Annotated in this window: 26 protein-coding genes; 8 read left to right on the plus strand and 18 right to left on the minus strand. The window is 37.7% G+C overall.

The features are described from left to right. Positions 1 to 36: 36 nt before the first annotated feature. Positions 37 to 390 carry a 4Fe-4S dicluster domain-containing protein gene (locus ABVM49_RS10705; protein ID WP_021778852.1) on the plus strand — a complete coding sequence of 118 codons (354 nt, stop codon included), beginning with the start codon at positions 37 to 39 and terminating at the stop codon, positions 388 to 390. Positions 391 to 541: 151 nt separating this feature from the next. Here the strand turns inward: ABVM49_RS10705 and ABVM49_RS10710 are convergent, their stop codons facing one another. The 11 genes from ABVM49_RS10710 to ABVM49_RS10760 form a co-directional block, all read right to left on the minus strand. Next, positions 542 to 874 (minus strand): hypothetical protein, encoded by a 333-nt coding sequence (locus ABVM49_RS10710; RefSeq protein ID WP_405201874.1) that lies wholly within the window; start codon positions 872 to 874, stop codon positions 542 to 544. A 22-nt stretch (positions 875 to 896) separates the two neighbouring features. After that, on the minus strand, positions 897 to 1244 hold the full coding sequence (arsC, locus tag ABVM49_RS10715) for an arsenate reductase (glutaredoxin) (RefSeq protein ID WP_405201875.1): 348 nt from the start codon (positions 1242 to 1244) through the stop codon (positions 897 to 899). Positions 1245 to 1251: 7 nt separating this feature from the next. Beyond that, positions 1252 to 1884, minus strand: a complete 633-nt coding sequence (locus tag ABVM49_RS10720; RefSeq protein WP_405201877.1) for an HAD family hydrolase — start codon at positions 1882 to 1884, stop codon at positions 1252 to 1254. A gap of 4 nt (positions 1885 to 1888) precedes the next feature. Continuing rightward, positions 1889 to 2644, minus strand: a complete 756-nt coding sequence (locus tag ABVM49_RS10725) for a DJ-1/PfpI family protein (protein WP_405201879.1) — start codon at positions 2642 to 2644, stop codon at positions 1889 to 1891. 34 nt (positions 2645 to 2678) lie between these two features. Then, complete coding sequence (locus ABVM49_RS10730) at positions 2679 to 3887, minus strand: MDR family MFS transporter (RefSeq protein WP_405201881.1); 1209 nt, start codon at positions 3885 to 3887, stop codon at positions 2679 to 2681. A gap of 240 nt (positions 3888 to 4127) precedes the next feature. Beyond that, on the minus strand, positions 4128 to 4388 hold the full coding sequence (locus ABVM49_RS10735; RefSeq protein ID WP_405201883.1) for a hypothetical protein: 261 nt from the start codon (positions 4386 to 4388) through the stop codon (positions 4128 to 4130). 29 nt (positions 4389 to 4417) lie between these two features. Further along, positions 4418 to 6937 carry a M14 family metallopeptidase gene (locus tag ABVM49_RS10740; protein WP_405201884.1) on the minus strand — a complete coding sequence of 840 codons (2520 nt, stop codon included), beginning with the start codon at positions 6935 to 6937 and terminating at the stop codon, positions 4418 to 4420. Between the two features lie 112 nt (positions 6938 to 7049). Then, entirely contained in the window at positions 7050 to 7793 is a 744-nt protein-coding gene (gene ppgK, locus ABVM49_RS10745) for a polyphosphate--glucose phosphotransferase (protein WP_405201885.1), read from the minus strand. 104 nt (positions 7794 to 7897) lie between these two features. Continuing rightward, the gene (locus ABVM49_RS10750) at positions 7898 to 8935 is read right to left on the minus strand and encodes an AI-2E family transporter (RefSeq protein ID WP_405201886.1); all 1038 of its coding nucleotides are present in this window, start codon (positions 8933 to 8935) and stop codon (positions 7898 to 7900) included. A 3-nt stretch (positions 8936 to 8938) separates the two neighbouring features. Then, positions 8939 to 9355, minus strand: coding sequence for a VOC family protein (locus ABVM49_RS10755; RefSeq protein ID WP_405201888.1), 417 nt, complete (start codon positions 9353 to 9355; stop codon positions 8939 to 8941). Positions 9356 to 9397: 42 nt separating this feature from the next. After that, positions 9398 to 9589, minus strand: a complete 192-nt coding sequence (locus tag ABVM49_RS10760; RefSeq protein ID WP_375251841.1) for a hypothetical protein — start codon at positions 9587 to 9589, stop codon at positions 9398 to 9400. A 218-nt stretch (positions 9590 to 9807) separates the two neighbouring features. Between ABVM49_RS10760 and hisF the strand changes: the two genes are divergently transcribed. Both hisF and hisIE read left to right on the plus strand, forming a co-directional pair. Beyond that, complete coding sequence (hisF, locus tag ABVM49_RS10765) at positions 9808 to 10563, plus strand: imidazole glycerol phosphate synthase subunit HisF (RefSeq protein ID WP_405201889.1); 756 nt, start codon at positions 9808 to 9810, stop codon at positions 10561 to 10563. A 22-nt stretch (positions 10564 to 10585) separates the two neighbouring features. Next, the gene (hisIE, locus tag ABVM49_RS10770) at positions 10586 to 11185 is read left to right on the plus strand and encodes a bifunctional phosphoribosyl-AMP cyclohydrolase/phosphoribosyl-ATP diphosphatase HisIE (protein ID WP_405201891.1); all 600 of its coding nucleotides are present in this window, start codon (positions 10586 to 10588) and stop codon (positions 11183 to 11185) included. Positions 11186 to 11417: 232 nt separating this feature from the next. On the opposite strand, the gene ABVM49_RS10775 is transcribed toward hisIE, so the two are convergent. Continuing rightward, entirely contained in the window at positions 11418 to 12221 is an 804-nt protein-coding gene (locus tag ABVM49_RS10775) for a DUF1853 family protein (RefSeq protein WP_405201892.1), read from the minus strand. Positions 12222 to 12306: 85 nt separating this feature from the next. Beyond that, positions 12307 to 12741 carry a hypothetical protein gene (locus tag ABVM49_RS10780; RefSeq protein ID WP_021778869.1) on the minus strand — a complete coding sequence of 145 codons (435 nt, stop codon included), beginning with the start codon at positions 12739 to 12741 and terminating at the stop codon, positions 12307 to 12309. Positions 12742 to 12830: 89 nt separating this feature from the next. Between ABVM49_RS10780 and ABVM49_RS10785 the strand changes: the two genes are divergently transcribed. The 3 genes from ABVM49_RS10785 to ABVM49_RS10795 all read left to right on the plus strand — a co-directional run bounded on the left by ABVM49_RS10785 (position 12831) and on the right by ABVM49_RS10795 (position 15080). Further along, positions 12831 to 13610, plus strand: a complete 780-nt coding sequence (locus ABVM49_RS10785) for a tRNA pseudouridine synthase A (protein WP_405201893.1) — start codon at positions 12831 to 12833, stop codon at positions 13608 to 13610. Between the two features lie 141 nt (positions 13611 to 13751). Beyond that, the gene (locus tag ABVM49_RS10790; RefSeq protein ID WP_021778871.1) at positions 13752 to 14300 is read left to right on the plus strand and encodes a type 1 glutamine amidotransferase domain-containing protein; all 549 of its coding nucleotides are present in this window, start codon (positions 13752 to 13754) and stop codon (positions 14298 to 14300) included. 96 nt (positions 14301 to 14396) lie between these two features. Further along, positions 14397 to 15080, plus strand: a complete 684-nt coding sequence (locus ABVM49_RS10795; protein ID WP_405201894.1) for a DUF2461 domain-containing protein — start codon at positions 14397 to 14399, stop codon at positions 15078 to 15080. 159 nt (positions 15081 to 15239) lie between these two features. Here the strand turns inward: ABVM49_RS10795 and ABVM49_RS10800 are convergent, their stop codons facing one another. Further along, entirely contained in the window at positions 15240 to 15662 is a 423-nt protein-coding gene (locus tag ABVM49_RS10800; RefSeq protein ID WP_375253450.1) for a glyoxalase, read from the minus strand. Between the two features lie 145 nt (positions 15663 to 15807). Further along, positions 15808 to 17103, minus strand: coding sequence for an OmpA family protein (locus ABVM49_RS10805; protein WP_405201895.1), 1296 nt, complete (start codon positions 17101 to 17103; stop codon positions 15808 to 15810). A gap of 273 nt (positions 17104 to 17376) precedes the next feature. Here ABVM49_RS10805 and ABVM49_RS10810 point away from each other — a divergent pair, with 273 nt between their 5' ends. Continuing rightward, on the plus strand, positions 17377 to 17973 hold the full coding sequence (locus tag ABVM49_RS10810) for a nitroreductase family protein (RefSeq protein WP_405201896.1): 597 nt from the start codon (positions 17377 to 17379) through the stop codon (positions 17971 to 17973). 72 nt (positions 17974 to 18045) lie between these two features. Here ABVM49_RS10810 and ABVM49_RS10815 read toward each other — a convergent pair whose 3' ends face one another. Genes ABVM49_RS10815 through ABVM49_RS10825 form a run of 3 tightly spaced genes read right to left on the minus strand, consistent with a single transcriptional unit; the run spans position 18046 to position 19744 of the window. Continuing rightward, positions 18046 to 18507 (minus strand): arsenate reductase family protein, encoded by a 462-nt coding sequence (locus ABVM49_RS10815; RefSeq protein WP_405201898.1) that lies wholly within the window; start codon positions 18505 to 18507, stop codon positions 18046 to 18048. An 11-nt stretch (positions 18508 to 18518) separates the two neighbouring features. Then, on the minus strand, positions 18519 to 18824 hold the full coding sequence (gene hpf, locus ABVM49_RS10820) for a ribosome hibernation-promoting factor, HPF/YfiA family (RefSeq protein ID WP_405201900.1): 306 nt from the start codon (positions 18822 to 18824) through the stop codon (positions 18519 to 18521). 17 nt (positions 18825 to 18841) lie between these two features. Further along, positions 18842 to 19744, minus strand: coding sequence for a mechanosensitive ion channel family protein (locus ABVM49_RS10825; RefSeq protein WP_021778879.1), 903 nt, complete (start codon positions 19742 to 19744; stop codon positions 18842 to 18844). A gap of 163 nt (positions 19745 to 19907) precedes the next feature. On the opposite strand from ABVM49_RS10825, the gene ABVM49_RS10830 reads away from it, so the two are divergent. Further along, positions 19908 to 21263 (plus strand): NAD-dependent succinate-semialdehyde dehydrogenase, encoded by a 1356-nt coding sequence (locus tag ABVM49_RS10830; RefSeq protein WP_405201901.1) that lies wholly within the window; start codon positions 19908 to 19910, stop codon positions 21261 to 21263. Positions 21264 to 21315 lie beyond the last annotated feature (52 nt).

The raw sequence follows: 21315 nt of genomic DNA on the forward strand, positions 1-21315 counted from the left end.
CATTATTTTTGTGCAAAGTTACCCAAAAAGAAACCTATGGCAATTATCATAACAGACGAATGTATAAACTGCGGTGCCTGCGAGCCAGAATGTCCTAATACGGCAATATATGAAGGAGCAGATGACTGGCGCTATGCAGATGGTACAGATCTGGAAGGAAATGTAGTACTACCTAACGGTAAAGAAGTAGATGCAAACGAGGCGCAAGAGCCAGTGAGCGATGAGATTTACTATATTATACCAGATAAGTGTACTGAGTGTAAAGGTTTTCACGAAGAGCCACAGTGTGCTGCCGTATGTCCAGTAGATTGCTGTGTACCTGATGATGATCACGTAGAGACAGATGAAGTTTTACTTGCAAAGCAAGCCTTTATGCATAAGGATGCATAGAGTATTATGATACTTATAGTAAAAAAGCCACTCGTACGAGTGGCTTTTTTATGTTAGGCATATTATCTTGATATGCTGCGTATTAGAATTATTGCAAGAAAAAAGACCAAACTGAATTAAATTTGGCCTTTTAAATTATGTTGTTTTATTCTTAAAGCTGTGTAAGCTTCACATACATAGCATACTGCTCATCTGTGAGGTATGTTTTTAAGTTTCCGTTTTTACGACTTGCCACTTTGTCTAGTGCTGCTTGCTTGTCTGTCGCATTCATATTACTAGCTTTAAGTCTATCTTCTGTAGCTTTAAAACCTGTAAGAGTCTTTGCAACATTTGCCTTTTGCTCTGCTGTAAGGTTTAATTTTTGAGCAAGCATATCAATCTGGCTTACTTTTTCTTTTTGTACTGGCGCATTTGCAACTTTTTGTGCTTGTACGGTTGTCATACCAAGAAAAGCAACGATGGCTAGAGTGACTATTGATTTCATAATGTCTTAAAATTGTAGTTATTTATTTCTCTAAGAGTTCATTAATTAACTCTGTTGGTCTACCAATAACGCCATTTTTATCGAGAATTACAATGGGACGCTCAATTAATTTTGGATTTTCACTCATCGCAGCCACTATTTGAGCATCTGTGAGGTCTTTTCCTTTATAATCACTTTTCCAGATGGCTTCATTTTTTCTAACTAGCTCTATGGGTTTAATATCAAGTATATTTATAATCTCATTAAGTTGCTCTGTACTAAGAGAAGTATCAAGATACTTGATTACTTCAAATTCTTTTCCAGATTCTTCTAGCAACGCTAGACCTTGTCTACTTTTTGTACAACGAGGATTGTGATATATTTTAATCATTATATAATTATTGTAAAGTTACGTGTACACCTAGTGTTCTAAGTTGTACAGCTAGAGTTTTTGCATTTTTAAAATGAATTCCGGCTATGCCAGAGCGTTTACAGCCCTCAACATTGTTAAGACTGTCATCTATAAAAACAGCCTCTGCTGGATTAATATGATACCTGTCTAGCATAAGGTCGTAAATTTCTTTAAAAGGTTTGCGTGTACCCTCATCACCAGAGACTAGAATTCCTTCAAACCACTGCAGCCAAGGAAACTTTTCTAGCGCAACAGGAAAGGTCTCTCCGCTCCAGTTTGTTAATGCTAGCACTCTATAGTCTGGATTATCTACTAGTTCTTTTAATATTTTGAGCGTGTCTAGGTGTGTAAAACCGAGCATCTCCTCCCAGCGGCCGTAATACATTTTTATGAGCTCTTCATATTCTGGAAACATCGCTATACGCTCTTTGGTTGCTTTTTCTAATGGATAGCCTGCATCTTGATTTACATTCCAGTCCCAAGCACAAACGTGTTCTAAAAACCAGTCCATTTTCTCTCGATCGCCTCTAAATTCTTTGAGATATACATACTCGGGGCTCCAGTCTATGAGAACGCCTCCTAAGTCAAATATGACGGTAGTGATTTTTGAATTTTCCATATTATTACTTTGTTATGAGGTGCGGTACATCATCTAGTTTCCAGTCTATCACTAATCCTCCGGCTAGTGATCTTGCAATTTCTGCGCCGTAAAGAAGTTCGGTGAGATAGAGAGCGGCTTCAAAACTTTTAGCACCTCCAGCAGAGGTGATATACTTCCCATCGTGTACAAATAATATATCTTTCCTAATATCAAGATTAGGAAACGTCTCGCGCATCTTATCGATGTCACTCGGGAAGGTCGTTGAGACACTGTTGTCTAGTAAACCTGCCTTTGCTAGTACAAAAGCACCATCGCAATGTGAGGTTACATACATAGCTTCTTTATCTACTTTTTTTACAAAGTTAATGAGCGCTTCATCCTCCAGATCTGTATCTAGGTGATGCTCTGCACTTGGTACAACTAGTATATCTATTTTAGGTAGGTCTTCGCTAGTATAGTCAAAGTCTGGTAGGAGATACATCCCCTCAAAGGTACGCACGGGTTGTAGAGTATTTGCTACTGTAAAAACATTCATCGCTTTTATATTCTCTCGATAAATAGTATGCTGAAAAATGTCAAAAGGTGCCGTAAGCTCTGTGTTAAAAGTACCATCCATAATTAAGAAGGCTACATTGTACCGCGTTGAGTCTAGTACTGGTTTTGCTTTCGCGAAAGCGTTATCAATCTTATTAGTAACAGCGGGCTGTTCTATAGTTTTAGGTTCTGTATTGCAACCTATTAATATAAGCGTTGTAAGTAGTAGTATATAGTATTTCATTAGGTTCTCTTTTTAATGATAAAGATACGAGTTCTCAAAGGGTTTCTTTGGCAAGCATTCTCTTTACAATGTAGAGTAGAAGCCAAGCAATAAGCGTGAGCCCTATCAAAAATATCCAAGTGGTCTGAAAGCCATAATATGCAGTAATTTGCATCCCACTGTTGTGACCAAAAATATGAGCTACAGAAAATGACATACTGTAAACACCCATATATGCTCCTTGTCTCCCTAGCTTAGATCTGTCTAACGCAAATTTGTTACTAAAAGGAAAGGAAATCATCTCTCCAAAGGTTGCGATTACCATACCTATCACAACCACACCTACCCAAGTCTCCCACAGCAGTAATAGAAAACTTGCACCCGTCATAAGCAAACCTACAATGGTGCTTTGCACGTTAGTAAGCGCCTTTTTTTCCATCCAGGCTATGAGTGGCATTTCAAATACAACAATGAGTGCGCCATTAAGCGCTAGTATGAGACCTATGGCGTCTTCATCAAGTTTATAGGCATCCTTGTAATAAAGCGGTACAGTAGAAAAATATTGTACAAATATGATTCCAAAAAGCGCAAGTGCTATTAAGAATAATACGTAAGGCGTATCCTTGAGAGGTTTTACTGGGTTTTGAACCACGACTTCTTTATCTAGTTCTTTTACTTTTTTAGGGTTGAGTACTTGCATCATAAGTACACCCGCAAGCAAACAGGTGATGCCATCTACATAAAACAATGTCTTATAGCCAGCGAGTGCTATAAGAAAACCACCTATAGCTGGCCCCACAGAAAACCCTAGATTAATTGCGAGCCTAATGAGCGTTAATGACCGGGTTTTATTTTCTGGTTTTGAGTAGGCGCTTAGTGCTACAAAAAAAGCAGGGCGTCCCATATCTGCCACAGCAATAAGAACAAAGAATGAAATACACATCATCCAGAAACTCTCTACGTGCATTACCCATAAAAAGTTAATACCAGTAAGGAGCAGGCTTAATAAGATGACTTTATAATACCCTATTACATCACTTAGTTTACCGCCTATCCAAGCACCAGCAAAAGAACCTAGACCGTACGAAGTCATTATCCACGCGACGTTTTGTAGACTAAAGTGTAAACTCTTATTGAGGTAAATAGACAAGAACGGGATAACCATCGCCCCAGATCTATTAATGAGCGTGATGAGTGACAGCCACCAGATTTCTCTTGATAGGCCATCAAAGGTTTTAAGGTAATTGCGTAGCAGTGTTTTCATACAGTTGGTTGGTTAGCTTGTTAAGACCTACGCTTGCCCATAAATATAAAGAGTCCAGCGTGGTGGCCGGACTCTTTAATATCGTTACTTCTTATAATCATATAGTGACAACATATCAAGTCTGGCGCAGCAGTGTGCACGAGGTAAGTTTATATGTTGTGACTAAAATCATAATGTGGTGTAAAGTTATAAAAATAATTGAGTTGAGTACGCTTTCGCGAAAGCGTAATACATTTCTATTTATAATGTCTCTTCTCTCTTTATTAATTCTGCCTTGATTGCTTTTTTTGAAATAAACTGCATAGGCAATGTTGCTGAACAGCATAAGCCTACCGCTAGTGTTGCTATAAATGTGGCATTATTGTCCTTTGTGAGCATACCATAAATAGATATGCCTATAAGTAATGATAAGATGATGAGTAGGGCAACAATAAGCACCTTAATCATATTTAAGCTAGAGACCAGTTGTGTCGTTGTCTTTGTTGAATAATCTATTTTCATTATCTGAGATTGAGTTTTTTTAATAAATATTACATCTCACTCCCGAAGAAAATAGCATTCATAAGCAGTTTGTTTGTTCCATACCAGAAGGCTCTAAAGTTTGTATTATCTGTAAATAAAATTACCTCACCACGACCCGTACTCTGGTGTACAAAAGGTCTCGTCTCTGGGATAGCTTTAAGATTAATCTTAGAGATGTATCCAGCTTGTAACGGTGATTTTGTGTACTGTATAGGGTTCTTGTAACTTGTGGAATCTGCTTTTATAAATAGCGTAGTGTTTCTAAAAAGAGATACTTTATCACCCGTATATCCAAAGTTAATAGGGTGTGAGCGATCTTGCTTTGCTTCAAAAATTGCACCTCCTATTACTTGTGCTCCTGTAAAATCTCTACGTTGCTCAAAGCTCACGTTTTTTGCAGGATTTTTAGTTTTTACAAAATCTATGTCTAGCATCTTATTTCTTTCAAACCAGTTTGCTACGTTTTTATAACCTATGAGGGTTCCTCCAGATCGCACCCACTGTTTTATCTTATCTGTGTTGCCTTTATTTATAGCATTACCCCATAAATTAGGTAAGATAATATCTGTATATCTAGACAAGTCTGCGCGACCTAAATCTTTAGTATCAATTTTTGTGATACGCATATTGTAACGTGTGTCAAATAGGTGCCACATCTCTCCTGCATCATACGGGTTGATACCTTCACCTACTATCATTGCTACGCGAGCAGGCTCTAATGCTCTAAACTGGTTACTACCAAGATCTATACCTTCTGTGAGGCCCGTACTTACTGCCTTGATGGTTACGTTTGCATCTTGTGCAACTTCATTTATAAAACTTGCTAGCTCTTGCTTATTAAGCGATTGATTTTGCACAGGTATCATAATGGTACCATAGTCATAAGAGATGCCTTCTACACTAAATTTTTGCATACCCACCTTTGCTCTTATACCTTTATTAAGTATGGTATTGAGGGCCTTAGGGGTGTAGTAATCGTGCCACTCCATAAGGTATGCATAGGTACTAGTGCCTACAGCTGGGGCAGGTTTTCTTTTTAAATCTTGTATCTCGTTGCCAGCTTTGCTTAAAGATGCATTTTCTGTAAAATCTACACCAAAAGAGAGTGGGAAAGACCAAGCACTTATATCATAAAACAAACTATCTTGAAAGGTAGTACGCTTTTCAAACATCGCTTTGATGAGGCGGCTCTGTCTTTGGTTTTTTGGGACGATGTAGCTCATTCCTTTTTTAAAGTTTGCTCCATCTTGCGAGAAGTCTTGTGCAACCTCGTGTACTTTTATTTGATGTCTTTTAAGCACCTCTGCTAGGTGATATGCGCTACCTGCATCTTTCTCACTACCAAAAGCATATGCGCCACTTCCTTTTTCGCCTCGAGCGTTCTTAAAAAAGTCACGTTGATAGTCTAGTAATTGCTTGCGCATACCTTGTGCAGCCTCAAGGGTAGATAATATAGCTGTAAACTGGTTACGTATCGTAAACGGAAACTCAAGTAAACCGTTTTCTGTTTCTTGAGCGTGGCCACGGCTACTTCCTTGCTCAAAGAGAATACCTATACCACCATTTATGTCTGGAAAGGTAGATCCTTTACCGTAGTAAAAATCATCAAAACTCTCTTCTGTATAGTAAAAGCTGCCTATTTTATCTAGGGCTGCCGCGTGGTAGTTCCCTATTTGCTTTGTGAGTTCTTGGTTAAGTGCAGGTGTGAGCGGGTGTGTACGAGATTGTATACCTGGCTGAAAGAAAAAGCTACTGTTAGATCCCATCTCGTGATGATCTGTAAGAATGTTAGGATACCAGTTATGAAATGTCTTAATACGGGCTCTTGACTCTGGTAGTTGTACTGGAAGCCAGTCTCTATTCATATCAAACCAGTAGTGGTTAGTACGACCACCTGGCCATACCTCGTCATACTCGCGGTCTTGAGGGTCTGCATTTATGTTTATACTCTTATTTGTATTTGCCCAGTAAGCAAAACGCTGTAAACCATCTGGATTAAAAGATGGGTCAAAAAGTATAATGGTGTTATCTAGTAGTGCATCTATTTTAGGTCCTTGAGCGGCAGCGAGATAGTATGCAGCTATAAGCCCTGCATTTGCGCCAGAAGGTTCATTACCGTGTATAGACATCCCTTGGTATACTACAATAGGCATATTGCTTGTACTCAAGCTAGCACTGCCATCTTCTACCAGTTTTACGTGTTCCTTGCGTATGTTTTCAATATTGGAGTGATTACTAGGTGAGGTGACCGTTAGTAATAAAATAGGTCTTCCCTCAAAGGTAGTTCCTCGACTTTCTATAGTCATACGGTCACTTGCTGCTGCAAGCGTGCGCATATATTCTGATAACTTGTCGTGACTCACGTGCCACTCTCCAGGTGTGTAGCCTAAAACACTTTCTGGTGTAGGGATATTTGGATTATAAGTGACATCTGTAGGTAAATAGTAATCCATATCTACCTTTCCGCTTTGTGCGAGTGTAGATAGGCTACTTAATAGTAGGGTAATAAGTACGAGTAGTAAGCGCATTCTATAAGCTATTTTTTGAGTTGTTAGACTCTAAAAATAAGCAAAAGAAGTAACGCCTGCACGTAACAATTGTTAACTAAAATATGGAGTTGTATTGGATATGAACACAAGACTAGCGCTCTAGTTTATCTAGATAGCCACAAGCAGCTCCTATAATGCCAGCGTGATTCTTAGTTTTTGCCGCAACAATAGGAATATCTGTAGTAAGATATCTTTCAAACTCTGCCATATGCTTACTTATACCACCGCCTATTATGTAATGGTTAGGTGTACATATTAACTCTACATTTTTAAGAAAGAAATTAAAGCGCTCTGCCCATTCTTTAAAAGTAAGTTTTTCTTCCTTTCTTACAGAGTTTGCTGCATACTTTTCAATAGGTTTCTTCTTATATGGAATACGGCCAAATTCAAAATTTGGGATGAGTTTACCGTTATAGCAAAGTCCAGAGCCTATACCTGTACCCACTGTAATCACGGCTACCAGACCTTTTAAATCTTTTCCGGCTCCGTATCTAACTTCGGCGAGACTTGCGGCATCTGCATCGTTTATAACAGAGCAAGGTAAACCGGTTTTTTCAGAAAAAAGTTCATCTATCTGTACACCCATCCAGCTCTTGTGCATATTACCATATGCCATAGCTTTACCATCTACGATAACGGTAGGAAACCCTATTCCTACAGGTCCTGTCCAGTTAAAGTGGTCTACGAGTTGCTGTACACAATCTGCTACAGCCTTAGGTTTTGCAGGGCGCGGGGTTTCTATTCTAAAACGTTCACCTATATACTCTTCTGTTTCCAGATCTACAGGGACACCTTTTATTCCCGTTCCGCCTATGTCGATACCTAATATCTTCATTTATGATGGTTTTTGTGTGGCGAAAGATAGGAATTTTTGAATAATATAGAAGTGGTGCGGGTGAGTCCGCTTTCGCGAAAGCGTAACCTTATAAAATCAGATACTTAGAGTACCTCTTCTTGTTTTGAAGGCACTTCCTTGCCATATTCTTGTTTGTATATTTTTACAATAAGTAGAAAAATACTCACTACAATAGGTCCAAAAATGAGACCTATAAATCCAAATAAAGGCACACCTACGATAACTCCTATAATGGTAATAAGTGGGTGAACGTCTGCCAGTCGCTTTTGAATCACGAGTCTAAAAAGATTATCTGTAGAGCCCACTACGACTGTACCATAGATAACCATCACGATGGCTTGCCAGATGTCACCAGCAGCGTATAGAATGATACACACTGGTACGATACCTAAGGCGGTACCTACAAATGGTATCATAGACCCAACGGTGACAATTGCAAACCAGAAAAAGGGATCTTCTACGCCAAGTATTAAAAAGCCTATAAGTGCCACAAGTCCCTGCAGTAATGCTACTAGTGGTATGCCTATGGCATTTGACTTTACAAGCTCCTGACTATCTCTACCTATGAGTTTTAAGTTTTTCTCACTGAGCGGTATATACTCTAGCATAGACTCTCTAAAAGTCCTTCTATTAGTAAGCATATAGTACAGCATAAAATACATAAGACCTATGGCGATAAATACATTAAAGGTCCCACCGGCGAGCCCTTGAAGGTTACTACTTATCCAGTCTGTTACAGAACTGGTGTCTATGGAGCTTGCGATATCGAGACCAAAGCGAGACTCTATATCTGCCATTTCTGTTTTTACAATGTTTATTACTTTGCCACTATTTTCTACCGCTTTACTAATTTTTGAGGTGAGCATTAATACAAGTCCAGCAATAGGTACGAGTATTACAAGAAATGAGCCTGCCATAAGAACGCAAGCAGCAACGCTAGAATTCCATTTTCTTTTTTTTACTAAGTGTCCTTGCCACTTACGTAACAAAACAAAGAGTGTAATCGCACCGAGTATACCTGATAGATAGGTTGCCATCTCTTTAAATATTAACCACCCAAATAGAATGATTAAAAAGATGATAAAGAACTGTCGTAAAAGGTTAGGTTTGAGTGTTTGCATATATTATTTGGCAAATATTTGAGAGTCGTCTCTAAAGGCTTTAAACTCAAGCGCATTACCGCAAGGGTCATAGAAGAACATTGTAGTTTGCTCTCCCGTTAGACCTTTAAAGCGTACATAAGGTTCTATTACAAAATCTACGTGTGGTGTTATTTTTTCGGCAAATGCTTCAAAATCTTCCCAAGCGAGTACAACTCCAAAATGAGGAATTGGTACCGCTTTACCATCTACTTTATTATGCACTTCATCTACAGTAGATTTTTCCTTGTAATGAATCACTAACTGATGTCCAAAAAAGTTAAAATCTACCCAGTGGTCGCTACTGCGGCCTTCAGGTAGGTCAAGTATATCGCGATAGAATGCGCGTGCTTTTTCTAAATTATCTACAGGTATAGCGAGGTGAAAAGGTCTTGTACTCATTTTTAGTATAAAATTGAATTACTAAGCTACGCACAATTTTTTTTATTTATCTAGTGTATCTGTATCTTTTATATGTTTTAATAGAGAGATACCAGAGAAGAAAAAGATCAAACCTAATATAGTAAATGCCCACGGACTTATACCTGTTTCTAGACTCCCGAAAATTCCAAGAATTCCTAAAACAAGTAATATTGCTCCCGCAACTAGTGCTATGACACCTATAAGTTTGATCATTTGACAGTATTTGTTATTTATAAGATTAAAGGTAAAGAGATATGACCTTTTACCGTGATGGCTTAACACGTTATTACAAGATTATTAATAGCACTTTGTGAATTTGGATTAAATTTTAAGAGGGTTTAAGAAATGCTGTGACCAATTGTAAGTTTATAGAGGTGGTTTTCTATAAATTTGCGTTTTTTATAATATGAACCTTCAGAAAGATACATCACGTGATTACTAAGCGTATTATTCCTTGTTTAGATATTAAGGACGGTAGAACTGTAAAGGGAACAAACTTTGTAAACCTTAGAGATGCTGGTGATCCAGTAGCGCTTGCAAAGATCTACTCAGAGACTGGAGCAGATGAGCTTGTGTTTTTAGACATATCTGCTACAGAAGAACGTCGTAAGACCCTTGCAGATTTAGTTTTAAGAGTGGCTTCTCAAGTGAACATACCATTTACCGTAGGGGGAGGAATATCGTCTGTAGAAGATGTAGATATTTTATTACAAAATGGCGCAGATAAAGTTTCTATAAACTCTAGTGCTGTAAAGAGACCAGAACTCATAAATGAGCTTGTAGCAAAATTTGGTTCTCAATGTATTGTTGTAGCTATTGACGCAAAGTATGTAGAAGGAGAGTGGATTGTACATCTAGTAGGAGGAAAGGTGCCTACAGAATATAACCTCTTTGACTGGGCAAAAGAAGTAGAAGAGCGCGGTGCAGGTGAGATCCTTTTTACCTCTATGGACAATGACGGTACAAAAGATGGTTTTGCAAACGAGGCGCTAGCCAGACTTTCTGAAAGTCTAAATATTCCAATAATTGCAAGTGGAGGAGCGGGAAATATGCAACACTTTGCAGATGCTTTTACTGAGGGTAAGGCAGATGCAGCTCTTGCAGCCAGTGTTTTTCACTTTAAAGAAATAGAAATTCCAAGTTTAAAAGAAGAGTTAGCCACGCAAGGGATTACGATGAGATTATAACTTTTACCAGATATTACAAGCAATGAAAATAGATTTTGATAAGTATGAAAACGGTCTTGTTCCAGCAATAATACAAGATGTAAGAACTAAAAATGTGTTGATGCTAGGCTTTATGAATCTTGAGGCTTATGAGAAAACACTTGCTTTAAAAAAAGTTACCTTTTTTAGCCGTTCTAAAGGGAGACTTTGGACTAAAGGTGAAGAGACTAAAAACTATTTACATCTTGAAAATATTGCGGTAGACTGTGATAATGACACACTACTAGTACAAGTAACCCCTCAAGGACCTACTTGTCATAAAGGTACAGATACTTGCTGGGGAGAGACTAATAAGGTAAACTTTGGCTTTTTATCAAAACTCGAAGAAGTCATAGAAGATCGCTGGAATACTAAAGATACAGAAGACTCTTATGTTGCGTCACTCTTTAGAAGCGGGATTAATAAAGTAGCTCAAAAAGTAGGAGAAGAGGCCGTAGAGGTGGTTATTGAAGCAAAGGATGATAACGATCACCTATTCCTTAATGAAAGCGCAGACCTCTTGTTTCACTATATGGTTTTATTGCAGGCAAAAGGGTTTCACCTACGCGATATAGAAAAAACACTTATTGCTCGACATAAATAAGTTTGGTTAAGAAAACGCCAGACTACAAAAAATACTAGAACGTATCTCTTGTTTTAAATTCATTTACATCAAGCGGTTCTGTGAGAAAGAGAAATGCAAATACCCAAATAGCCAGCCCTAATGCAGTAAATAGATAGCTGCTAAATTTTTGGTCAAATGGATATTTTTGCAAGACTTTAATTTTGCTTCAATTTATGAAGTACATCATTACCAGTCAAGTGTTCTTTAAATTTCACCACCATACCACAAAGGCTTTGTCAATTGCGGTATCATCTTTTTGTATCCATACAAGAGGTGCCCTCTTGAGCTTATGTTTTTCTCTTATAATAGCTAATGCCTCTTTGTGATTGAGCCAGTTTACTTCAGTATGTGGCTCGTGTAACCACTCTGGCTTAGTAGTTATATAATATCTATAATCTAGAAAGGATGCGGTGCAAAAGTCATCTAGTTGCATCCAGTAGCCTATTATGGCGCGAGGATTTATTTCTTCTGGGAGAATTACGTTTTTATTATAGGGCGTAAAAAGTTGCCCCATAAACAGTGTGCGTTGTTCTAGTTGTTGTGGGTTAAAATTTATAGACTGTAGCGCCTCAATTCCTTCTGGAGTGTAGGCAAGCGGTAGTTGCTTATCTCTTGTTTTTTGCATTTTTAGGTAGAAGTGATCTTTTCGGTTGGGTCCCATAAGTTGATGTATGGTGCTAGTAACCGCAGTATCTATAATGTAAAATTTATAGGTAAGCTCAATGTGTATTTTTACGCTTTCGCGAAAGCGGTCTTCTACCACAAAATCAAGTTCACCTAGTGTTATTTTATCTCGCTTAATCTGGATGTTGTGAGCGAGCACGGTATATCTTTCAGAATGATCTAAAAGTTGTTTGAAGATATATTCTACCTGGTGGCCTAATCTTAAATGAGGTGGTATTGTCGTGGCGCTGAATGTAGATAAATCAATACGAGGTATTTCAAATTGAGTAAGGGAGAATTGCGTGCCCGTCCACAAGGTAGGCGTGTTAAGAAAACCAGCATATTGCTTCATTGTCTAAAAATACTCATTGTAAACATTTACAAACAAAAAAAGCCATCACAATAATGTGACAGCTTTATATAATATGTAGTGGCTCTTATTTTAACCACCCTTTTGATGCACTATACTTACTCCACCAGTATTCAAAAATAGCGAGGAGTATAATGATAAGAGGAAATATAAGACCAGCTCCCACACCAAAAAGTTCCATCGCATTGGCAAAGCCTATATTATATACTGTGTGTATAATAATAGCAATAAGTGATATTGCATAGATACGCACGGCACCTACTTTTCTGGCAAGTAGTAATATTGCAGCTAGAAGCCCACCTATAGTAGAAATTCCATAAAGTATCTTAGACCATAAAGGAGTTGCGTTTATGGCAGCCATTTGCTCTTCATTATAAGCGCTTGCAATCATATCTGTAAAGAAGTTGTCTACTATAAAGGCACTAGCCCCCATTAAATTCCAGAGGAGGAGCACAATACCAATAATCCAGAAAAGTGTAGAAGGTTTTTGTGTAGTCGTCATAATAATTGGTTTAAGTTATTTGAGTTTTAATTTACAATTATTTTTTAATTATCAATCTAAAATTAAAATGAGGCAACTATTTTTGAAGGATGTTTGATAAGCGATACTACTATCTTTTAAAGATTCAATACTTAGGTTTTAGATACCACGGCTGGCAGAAGCAGCCAGATGTTCTCACTGTGGAGCGTATGATGGAGCGTACCTTTGCCTATGTGCTTGATCGCAAAAATTTTAAACTATTGGCTTCTGGTAGAACAGATGCAAAGGTCTCTGCAAATGTGGCTTATGTTGAGTTGTTTTTAAATGATAGCCCACTACCAGAAGAAGGTTTTCTTACGCTGCTTAATGATAACTTACCTCAAGACATACGCTGTCTTGAAATTACTCAGGTAGATAAAAAATTTAATGTGATGGATGCTCCCATCGCAAAGGAATATGTGTATCTTTTTTCTTACGGAGAAAAGAATCATCCATTTGCCGCACCTTATATGATTAATATAGCGGGTGATCTAGACATCGAGCTTATGAAGGAGGCTGCAAGGCTTTTTGAGGGAGAGCACGATTTTAGATCGTATGCTTATAAGCCTAATCCACAAACTCAAACTATTGGTCACGTACTATCATCTACAATTGAGATTAATGATTTGTATACCGCTAGCTTCTTTCCAGAGGAGAGTTATGCTTTTCGCGTAAGCGGTAAAGGGTTTAAGCGCCACCAGATACGTCTTATGATGGGTGCTCTTTTTGATTTAGGGCAGGGTAATATTGATCTTGATTTTTTTAAAAAGACACTAGATGCTAGTAATGATATTAAGCTCACACGCATTGCACAGGCGAGCGGTTTATTGTTGCAGGACGTCCAGATTTAACATTCTTAACAGCTTTGCAAGTCATTTAATAAAGGTTTAACCCTTATGAATTTTATCTTATCATCTCTTTAACGACGGCCAGTAGAGCCTCCCTGTATCTTTGTTTCATAATTAATTGTTTAACTAAAAAGAAGAAAGATTATGACAAAGAGAGTAGCAATATTAGCAACAGACGGATTTGAAGAAAGTGAATTAAAATCACCACTTGAGGCGATGAAAAATGAAGGCTTCACCGTAGATATTATAAGTGAAAAAACAGGAACAATAAAAGGATGGGCAGACGGTAACTGGTCTGGTGAGTATGATGTAACAGACACAGTAGATAACGTGAGTGCAAAAGATTATAATGCGCTAATGCTACCTGGAGGTGTTATTAATCCGGATAAATTAAGACGTAACGATGACGCGCTTATTTTTATAAGAGACTTTTTCAAACAAAGCAAACCAGTAGCAGCAATATGCCACGCACCGCAATTACTCATAGAGGCAGATGTAGTAAACGGGAGAACGATGACATCGTTTAACAGTATTAAAACCGACCTTAAAAATGCGGGAGCACTGTGGGTAGATAAAGAAGTGGTAGTAGATGAGGCGCTCGTAACAAGTCGTAACCCTGGAGATCTAGAAGCTTTTAATGCTAAGCTCATTGAAGAAATAAAAGAAGGAAAGCACGAATTACAACACGCGTAATTCAGGTTTGATTTGATTGATGATTGAAATAGCCACCACATTTTGTGGTGGCTATTTTTATTTATATAAGTAACTTAGACAACCTAAAGACATTATATGATTACAGCTGTACCTAAGGCTTCTCTCACATTTCTTAAAGATCTTAAAAAGAATAATACACGTGAGTGGATGGCAGACCATAAATCTCGATATCAAGATAGTGAGAAGGTTTTAAAAGACCTTTATACAACTATTAAAACGGGACTTAATGAAACTGATGACATTGAGAAGCTCAAAGTCTTTCGTATCAATCGTGACATACGTTTCAGTAAAGATAAAACCCCTTATAACGTACATAGGTCTGCGAGTTATAGTAGGGCGGGAGCCCATAGACGTGGCGGCTATTACTTACGTATAGAGCCTGGCAATAAATCTGTAATTGCAGGTGGTTTTTTCAACCCAGAAAAGGAAGATCTCAAGCGCATACGTACAGAGTTTCATCTTGATGCTAGTGAGATAAGAGATATACTTAATGATTCCGCTTTCGCGAAAGCGTTTCCTAATGGATTTGAAACAAGTAATGCTGTAAAAACTGCTCCTAGAGATTTTGAAAAAGACGACCCAAATATAGATTTAATAAAACTCAAGAATTTCTTTGTACGTAAAGAATTTACAGATCAAGAAGTAATGGCTAGTGACTTTAGCGATCGTGTACTTAAGCATTTTAGATTATTAAGGCCCTTTTTTAATTATATGAGTGACGTTCTCACAACAGATCTCAATGGCGAGTCCATATTGTAAATTACTTCTTTTTCCTTTTATTCCTCACACGTTTTCTGTTTACAAAATACACTACAATAAGTAGTATGGGTAACGCAATAAAGATAATGACCTCTAGAGGTGATGAGGGGTCTATAGGGCTATTGTTTTGCGGCTTTGGTATGTCTGTAGGTATTTGCATTAACTTGCTTTGATAAGTATGTCTGAGGGGTTGTCAAATAATTGTATCTGGCTTATAAGGCGTTCTCTTATGAGGTTTGCCATTCTTTTATTAAGAGCAGATGAGTTTTGTATATAAATAAGATACTCCTCTACAGTAAACTGGCCTATTATCATTCCCTTAAGGCTATTGCGAAATTTCATATCCTTATTAACAGCATTTTCTACATAATCAAGTCGCTTCTCAAGAGATAGGTTATAAAATACATTTTTCCTTTTTGAAATGTAGTTTCTAAACATTTCTATAAGCAGTGGATTTTGCAATTTTACAACCGGCCGGAGTGTAATGTTTTGAAAACGCTCCTCATCGCTCATTTGGTCGTTGACACGAGCTTTTGGAATTTCTGGACGTATTCTCTTAATATCATTTGGTCTATCATTCATAACTCCTTGTGTTTTCTTTAAAGTTAGGTAATCATTGTGCGCTTTCGCGAAAGCGTACTCAATACTTCTCAACACCTTATTAACGAGCAAAGCCCCCGAAAAATCGGAGGCTTTGCAATTAACACTTAAAGTAATCTATAATCGATTAGTTAAGTTTAAAAGTTACTCTTCTTACTAACTGACGAGCAGGAGCAGAGTTTTTATCTACAGAAGCATCTTCACCGTTACCTGTTGCAGTAAGACGGCTAGCAGAAATTCCTGCAGCTACCATAATATCTTTTACTTTTTGAGCTCTTCTCTCAGAAAGACGTTGGTTAGTTGCTGGGTTTCCAATCTCGTCTGCATAACCTACAAGTTGAGCAGATGCACCAGCGTTTTCAGTCATATAATTAATAAGGTAGTTAATAGACTCAAGGCTGTAAGTTTCAGGCTTAGTGCTATTAAACTGGAAATATACGTTTACGTAACCATCTTCGATTAATTTTTTAATCACATCACCACCAGAAGTCATCGATGATGTAGAAGCAGGAATGTCGCTCTTCTTAGCATAACGATTATCTAACGTAGCTTCTAACTCGTCTGGAACTCCATTTTTGTTTTGGTCTACAGCCACACCTTTAGTATTTACTGCAACACCAGAAACAGTGTTAGGCTCACGATCTAAATAGTCTGCAACACCATCTTGGTCTGTATCGATAAGATCTGTCTCAACTTTTGCTAGACGATTCTGTAAGTCCTCAATTTGCTCTTGAGCAACGTTATTGCTTGAGTACCAGTCTGCGTGCTTCTCTGCTTTACCTAGGTATATGTTTATACCTGCAGTTGCGTTTACATAAAAACCATCAAAACCTCTTGTTCCACCAGCTGGCGTACCATTGAAAGTTAAATCTTGACGTACATTACCTACTGCAGTAAGATCTGCAACTAAAGCAATTCTATCAGAAATTCTTACCTGTGGAGTTACACCCACCATAAAGCTAAGCATCTGGTCTGCATCTCCAAAATCTCTCTCAACAGCTGGAGCATCTGTAGTTAATGCAGAATATCCCATACCACCGTGTACAAGTACGTTAAAGGTGTTAGTCCACTCTCTAAAACCAAGAATGTTTCCAGCGTTAATTACTCCTTCAAGAGAGAAGTTGTAAAGTGCTGTATTAAATTCATTGCTATTATCGTCGTTTTCAAAGCTATTGTAAGCAATACCTCCTTTAAGACCTACTTTGTCATTAAACATATAGCGTACGCCACCTGTTACTGTGTATAGAGATGGAGTGTTTGTAAAAGAACCTCCAGAAACTGGACGAACTGGTTTGTTAACTCCTCCTGTAAGCTCTACAGACCACTTGTTAAAGTCAGTAGACATAGTCTCAGTACTCTCTTGTGCATTTGTTGCTAATTGCATTCCTACTAATGCGATTATAGCAAGTGTAATCTTTTTCATAAATGTTATTGTTAGTTCAAATTCAGCCGCAAAATTAATCTTTAATGCTACCTAAACAAGAATATTCGTACTTATTAACTAAGTTTTATCATATTCTTAACACGCTGAATTTTAGTTATAATCCATTCAAAAATTGAACTTTTTAATTGAATAATTTATATAAATATTCCCATTTTGTAAAGAATAGTTAAAATGTTAAGGTACTACACGTTAATTATTATTAATAGGACTAGTAGTTAGGTATGATAAAAATACCTTTATTAAAAAAAGAATATGAAAAAGGAAACTACAACAGAGTATATGATTAATCCACTTATAGAGAATAGATGGAGTCCAAGAGTTTTTGGAACAGAAGCCATTTCTGAAGAACAGCTAAGAGTACTATTTGAAGCAGGGAGATGGGCTCCAAGTTCAAATAATCACCAGCCGTGGGTTATCATATGGGGTATAAAAGGTACAGAGGCATATGATCGTATCTACTCGTGCCTAGATGAATTTAACCAGTCGTGGGCAAATAATGCACAGGCACTTATGCTAGGCGGTTATAAAAAGACTACTCCAGATGGAAAAGATAATTTTCACGCGCTACACGATTTAGGTCTTTTTATGGGTAATGTGTCTGTACAAGCACAACAATTAGGAATAGCGCTACATCAAATGGCTGGTGTAAATTATGAGAAAGCAATGACAGAGTTTGCTATGCCAGATAACTATCATATTGCCACGGCAACGGCTATAGGCTATTATGGAGGTGACTTAGATAAACTATCTGATGATCTTCAAGAAGAAGAGACAAAATTAAGATCAAGAAAATCTCAACATTCTTTTACTTTTAATGGAGATTTTAATGAGCAAATCTTTGAAAAATAGTAGTAAGTTATTATAACAAAAAGGAGCCACTTTAATAAAGTGGCTCCTTTTTTATGAGATGAATTTTAAATTTTATACTTGTTGTTCATCATCAGTGTTAGGTGCTATTTCTGGCTCATCACCTACAGGGTGCTTTTCTAAACCAGCCGAATCTACATCAATAAACTGTAAAACGTCTGATGGGGTTTGAACCTGCATAGCTTTTTTGCCTTTTATAAGGATAGGTTTCTGTATAGCATTGCTATTGTTTTGTATAAAATGAATCCAGTCGTCATCGCTTAGTGTAGCATCTTTTGCAAAATCATCTACATCTGGATGATCCTTAGAAACAAGCTCATCTATACTAGCGCCTAGCATATCTGCTACCTCGCTCCATTGGGTACCTGTAAGTCCAGCTTCTGATATATTAATCAGATTTACTTTACTCTCGCTACTCTTGGCATAGCCTATTACTTGTTTTCCTATACTGGACTCTTCTGAGTAAATCACAAGGAGTTCATTATTATCTATTGCTAGTGTCATATCGGTTGGCATTCTTTTAGGTTTTAGTGGTGAGCTTGCATTTTTTCTTTTTTCTTTCTTAACTGGACTTCTACTTCATTTATCGCTTCCTTTAGTGAAGGGTAAAAGTCATCAGAGCTATGCTCGGCAAATAATCTTGGACCAGGCATACTTATACGTACTCCAGAAATTTTTCCTGTCTCGTCACTTGAGGTGTTTTCAAGTTTAAAAAACACATCTGCTCTGTGTATAAATTGATATTTATCTACAAGTTTTTCTAATTGCGCTTTCGCGAAAGCTTCTAACTCAGCACTTGCAGTTACGTCGTGATATTCAAATATTATTTCCATAGTTATCTATTTTTAATTTAATTAGTATTCTTATTAAAACTAAGCGGGAATTCTTTTACACCGCCATAGAGTTTAATTTCTTGTATATCTGCTGGCATATAATAGCCATCATCTTCTAGTGCTTCTTTTACTTTACGTACCACATTACCCTTTGTGATCATTGCTTGTTTTCTAAAGTCTTTAGTGTCTACCCAAAAGAAAACTTTAAGATTTACGGTACTTGTTGCAAGTTCATCTTCTATAACAAAGTTTTCGTGTATCTCGTCATTAATAACATTAGGCTCATCTGCAAGAGCTCTGAGTACGGTTTCTTTTGCACCTTCTATATTATCTTCATAAGCAATACCTATTACAAAGTCCCATCTGTAAAAACCATCTTCTGTGTAGTTTGTTACGGGCTCTGTGAGTACATCACTATTAGGTATATAAACATCTTTACCGTCAAAGGTTTTGAGCTTTGTATATCTTAAATCAAGAGTTTTTACTTTCCCAAAATTTGACCCTACCATAACGGTATCATCCACATCAAAAGGTCTATTGAACGCAAGAATAATACCTGCTATAAAGTTTTCGCCTATATCCTTAAATGCAAACCCTAGTACTACAGCACTTGCACCGGCGGCGGTGAGTATTCCCGTAGCTACGCCAGCAAGTCCCGCTGCACGTAATGCCAGCATTATAGTAATTATAATTATCAGGTACTTAATAGCGGTGCCCAAAAATTTGCTCATTAAAGGATCGTCTGTTCTAGCCGAAATTCTCTTTCTTGCAAAACGGCCTATCCATCCAGCTATTAAAACTCCTAACACAATAATGAGTACACCCATTGTGATTTGCGGTAGCTGTTCTATAAAGCTCTCTGTCGCATTATTAAATGCTTCAGAAATTGTAGTTGTAGTAGATTGTTGTATAATGCTCATAATAATGGTTGGTAGTTTTAAAAGTACGTTTAAAGTTTGCAAACTTTCTTAAAACAAAACCAATTCACATTTTGTTAAGACCTTTTACCTATGTTGCGTTAAAATGCTCTTAACCATACACACAATCCTTTATAGGCGGTGTAACTTTATAAAAAAATAGACTATGAATATTACTTCAACAAACCCATATAATAACGAAGAAGTTGCAACAATTAAAGCTTTTAATCTTCAAGAAATTGAAGAAACGCTTGCCCTAGCACAGCACACTTATTTAGAATGGCGTACCACAAGCTTTTCAGAACGTGCAGAGCATTTACACAATGTTGCCTTAGAGCTAGAAAAAAATAAGGAGGACTATGCAAAAACTATGACACTTGAGATGGGAAAGCCCATAACACAAGCCATCGCCGAGGTAGAAAAATGTGCGTGGGTATGTAGATATTATGCAGATAATGCTCCAGATCACCTCGCACCAAAAATAATAGAAACAGACGCTACAAAAAGTTATGTACGTTATGAACCTATAGGTGTTGTGCTAGCCGTAATGCCTTGGAACTATCCTTTCTGGCAGGTTTTTAGATTTATAGCGCCTGCACTTATGGCGGGTAATATAGGAGTACTTAAGCACGCAAGTAATGTGATGCAAAGCGCCCAGAACATCCAGAGAGTTTTTGAACGAGCAGGTTTACCTAAAGGCGTATTTCAAAATATGCCCGTGGGTAGTGATCGTATAGAAAATATCGTGCGTGACGCTCGCATAAAGGCAATCACTCTTACGGGGAGTAAACCGGCTGGTGCTGCCGTGGCTAGTACAGCAGCTAGTGAGATTAAGAAATCTGTACTTGAGTTAGGAGGCAGTAATGCCTTAGTGGTTTTTGACGATTGTGATTTTGAGCAAACAGTTGCCACTTGTGTTCAGGCGCGTTTTCAAAACACGGGGCAGAGCTGTATCGCTGGTAAAAGACTCTTGCTACACGATAAGGTATATGATAAATTTATAGACGCTTTCGCGAAAGCGGTAACACAACTAAAGTCTGGTGACCCTCTTGATAAAGATACCTACATAGGAGTAATGGCACGTGAAGACCTCGCTATAGAACTTGAAGAGCAACTCAAAGCAACGGTAGATGCTGGTGCCAAAGTGCTCGTAGGAGGTCATAGACAGAAAGCCTATTTTGAGCCTACGATTGTTACTGGAGTAACACCAGAGATGAGTATTTTTAAAGAAGAAACCTTTGGGCCTGTGATAGGAGTGACCCGCTTTAAAGATGATCAGGAAGCTGTAGATCTTGTAAACCAGTCAGATTTTGGGTTAGGAGTATCAATTTTTACTCAAGATACGGCGCGCATAGAGAAGCTCATACCACTTTTTGACGATGGTGCAGTATTTGTAAATGATATGGTCAAGAGTAATCCTAACTTACCTTTTGGTGGGACTAAGATTTCAGGTTACGGTAGGGAGCTATCGCTAGATGGTATACAAGAGTTTGTAAATAAAAAGACAGTTTATATAAAATAGGTGTCCGCTTTCGCGAAAGCGTAAAAATAAAAAATCCCGATATGCAGTGGCA

Origin of the sequence: Dokdonia sp. LLG6352-1, assembly GCF_045055815.1 — a bacterium.
Classification (GTDB): Bacteria; Bacteroidota; Bacteroidia; order Flavobacteriales; family Flavobacteriaceae; genus Dokdonia; species Dokdonia donghaensis.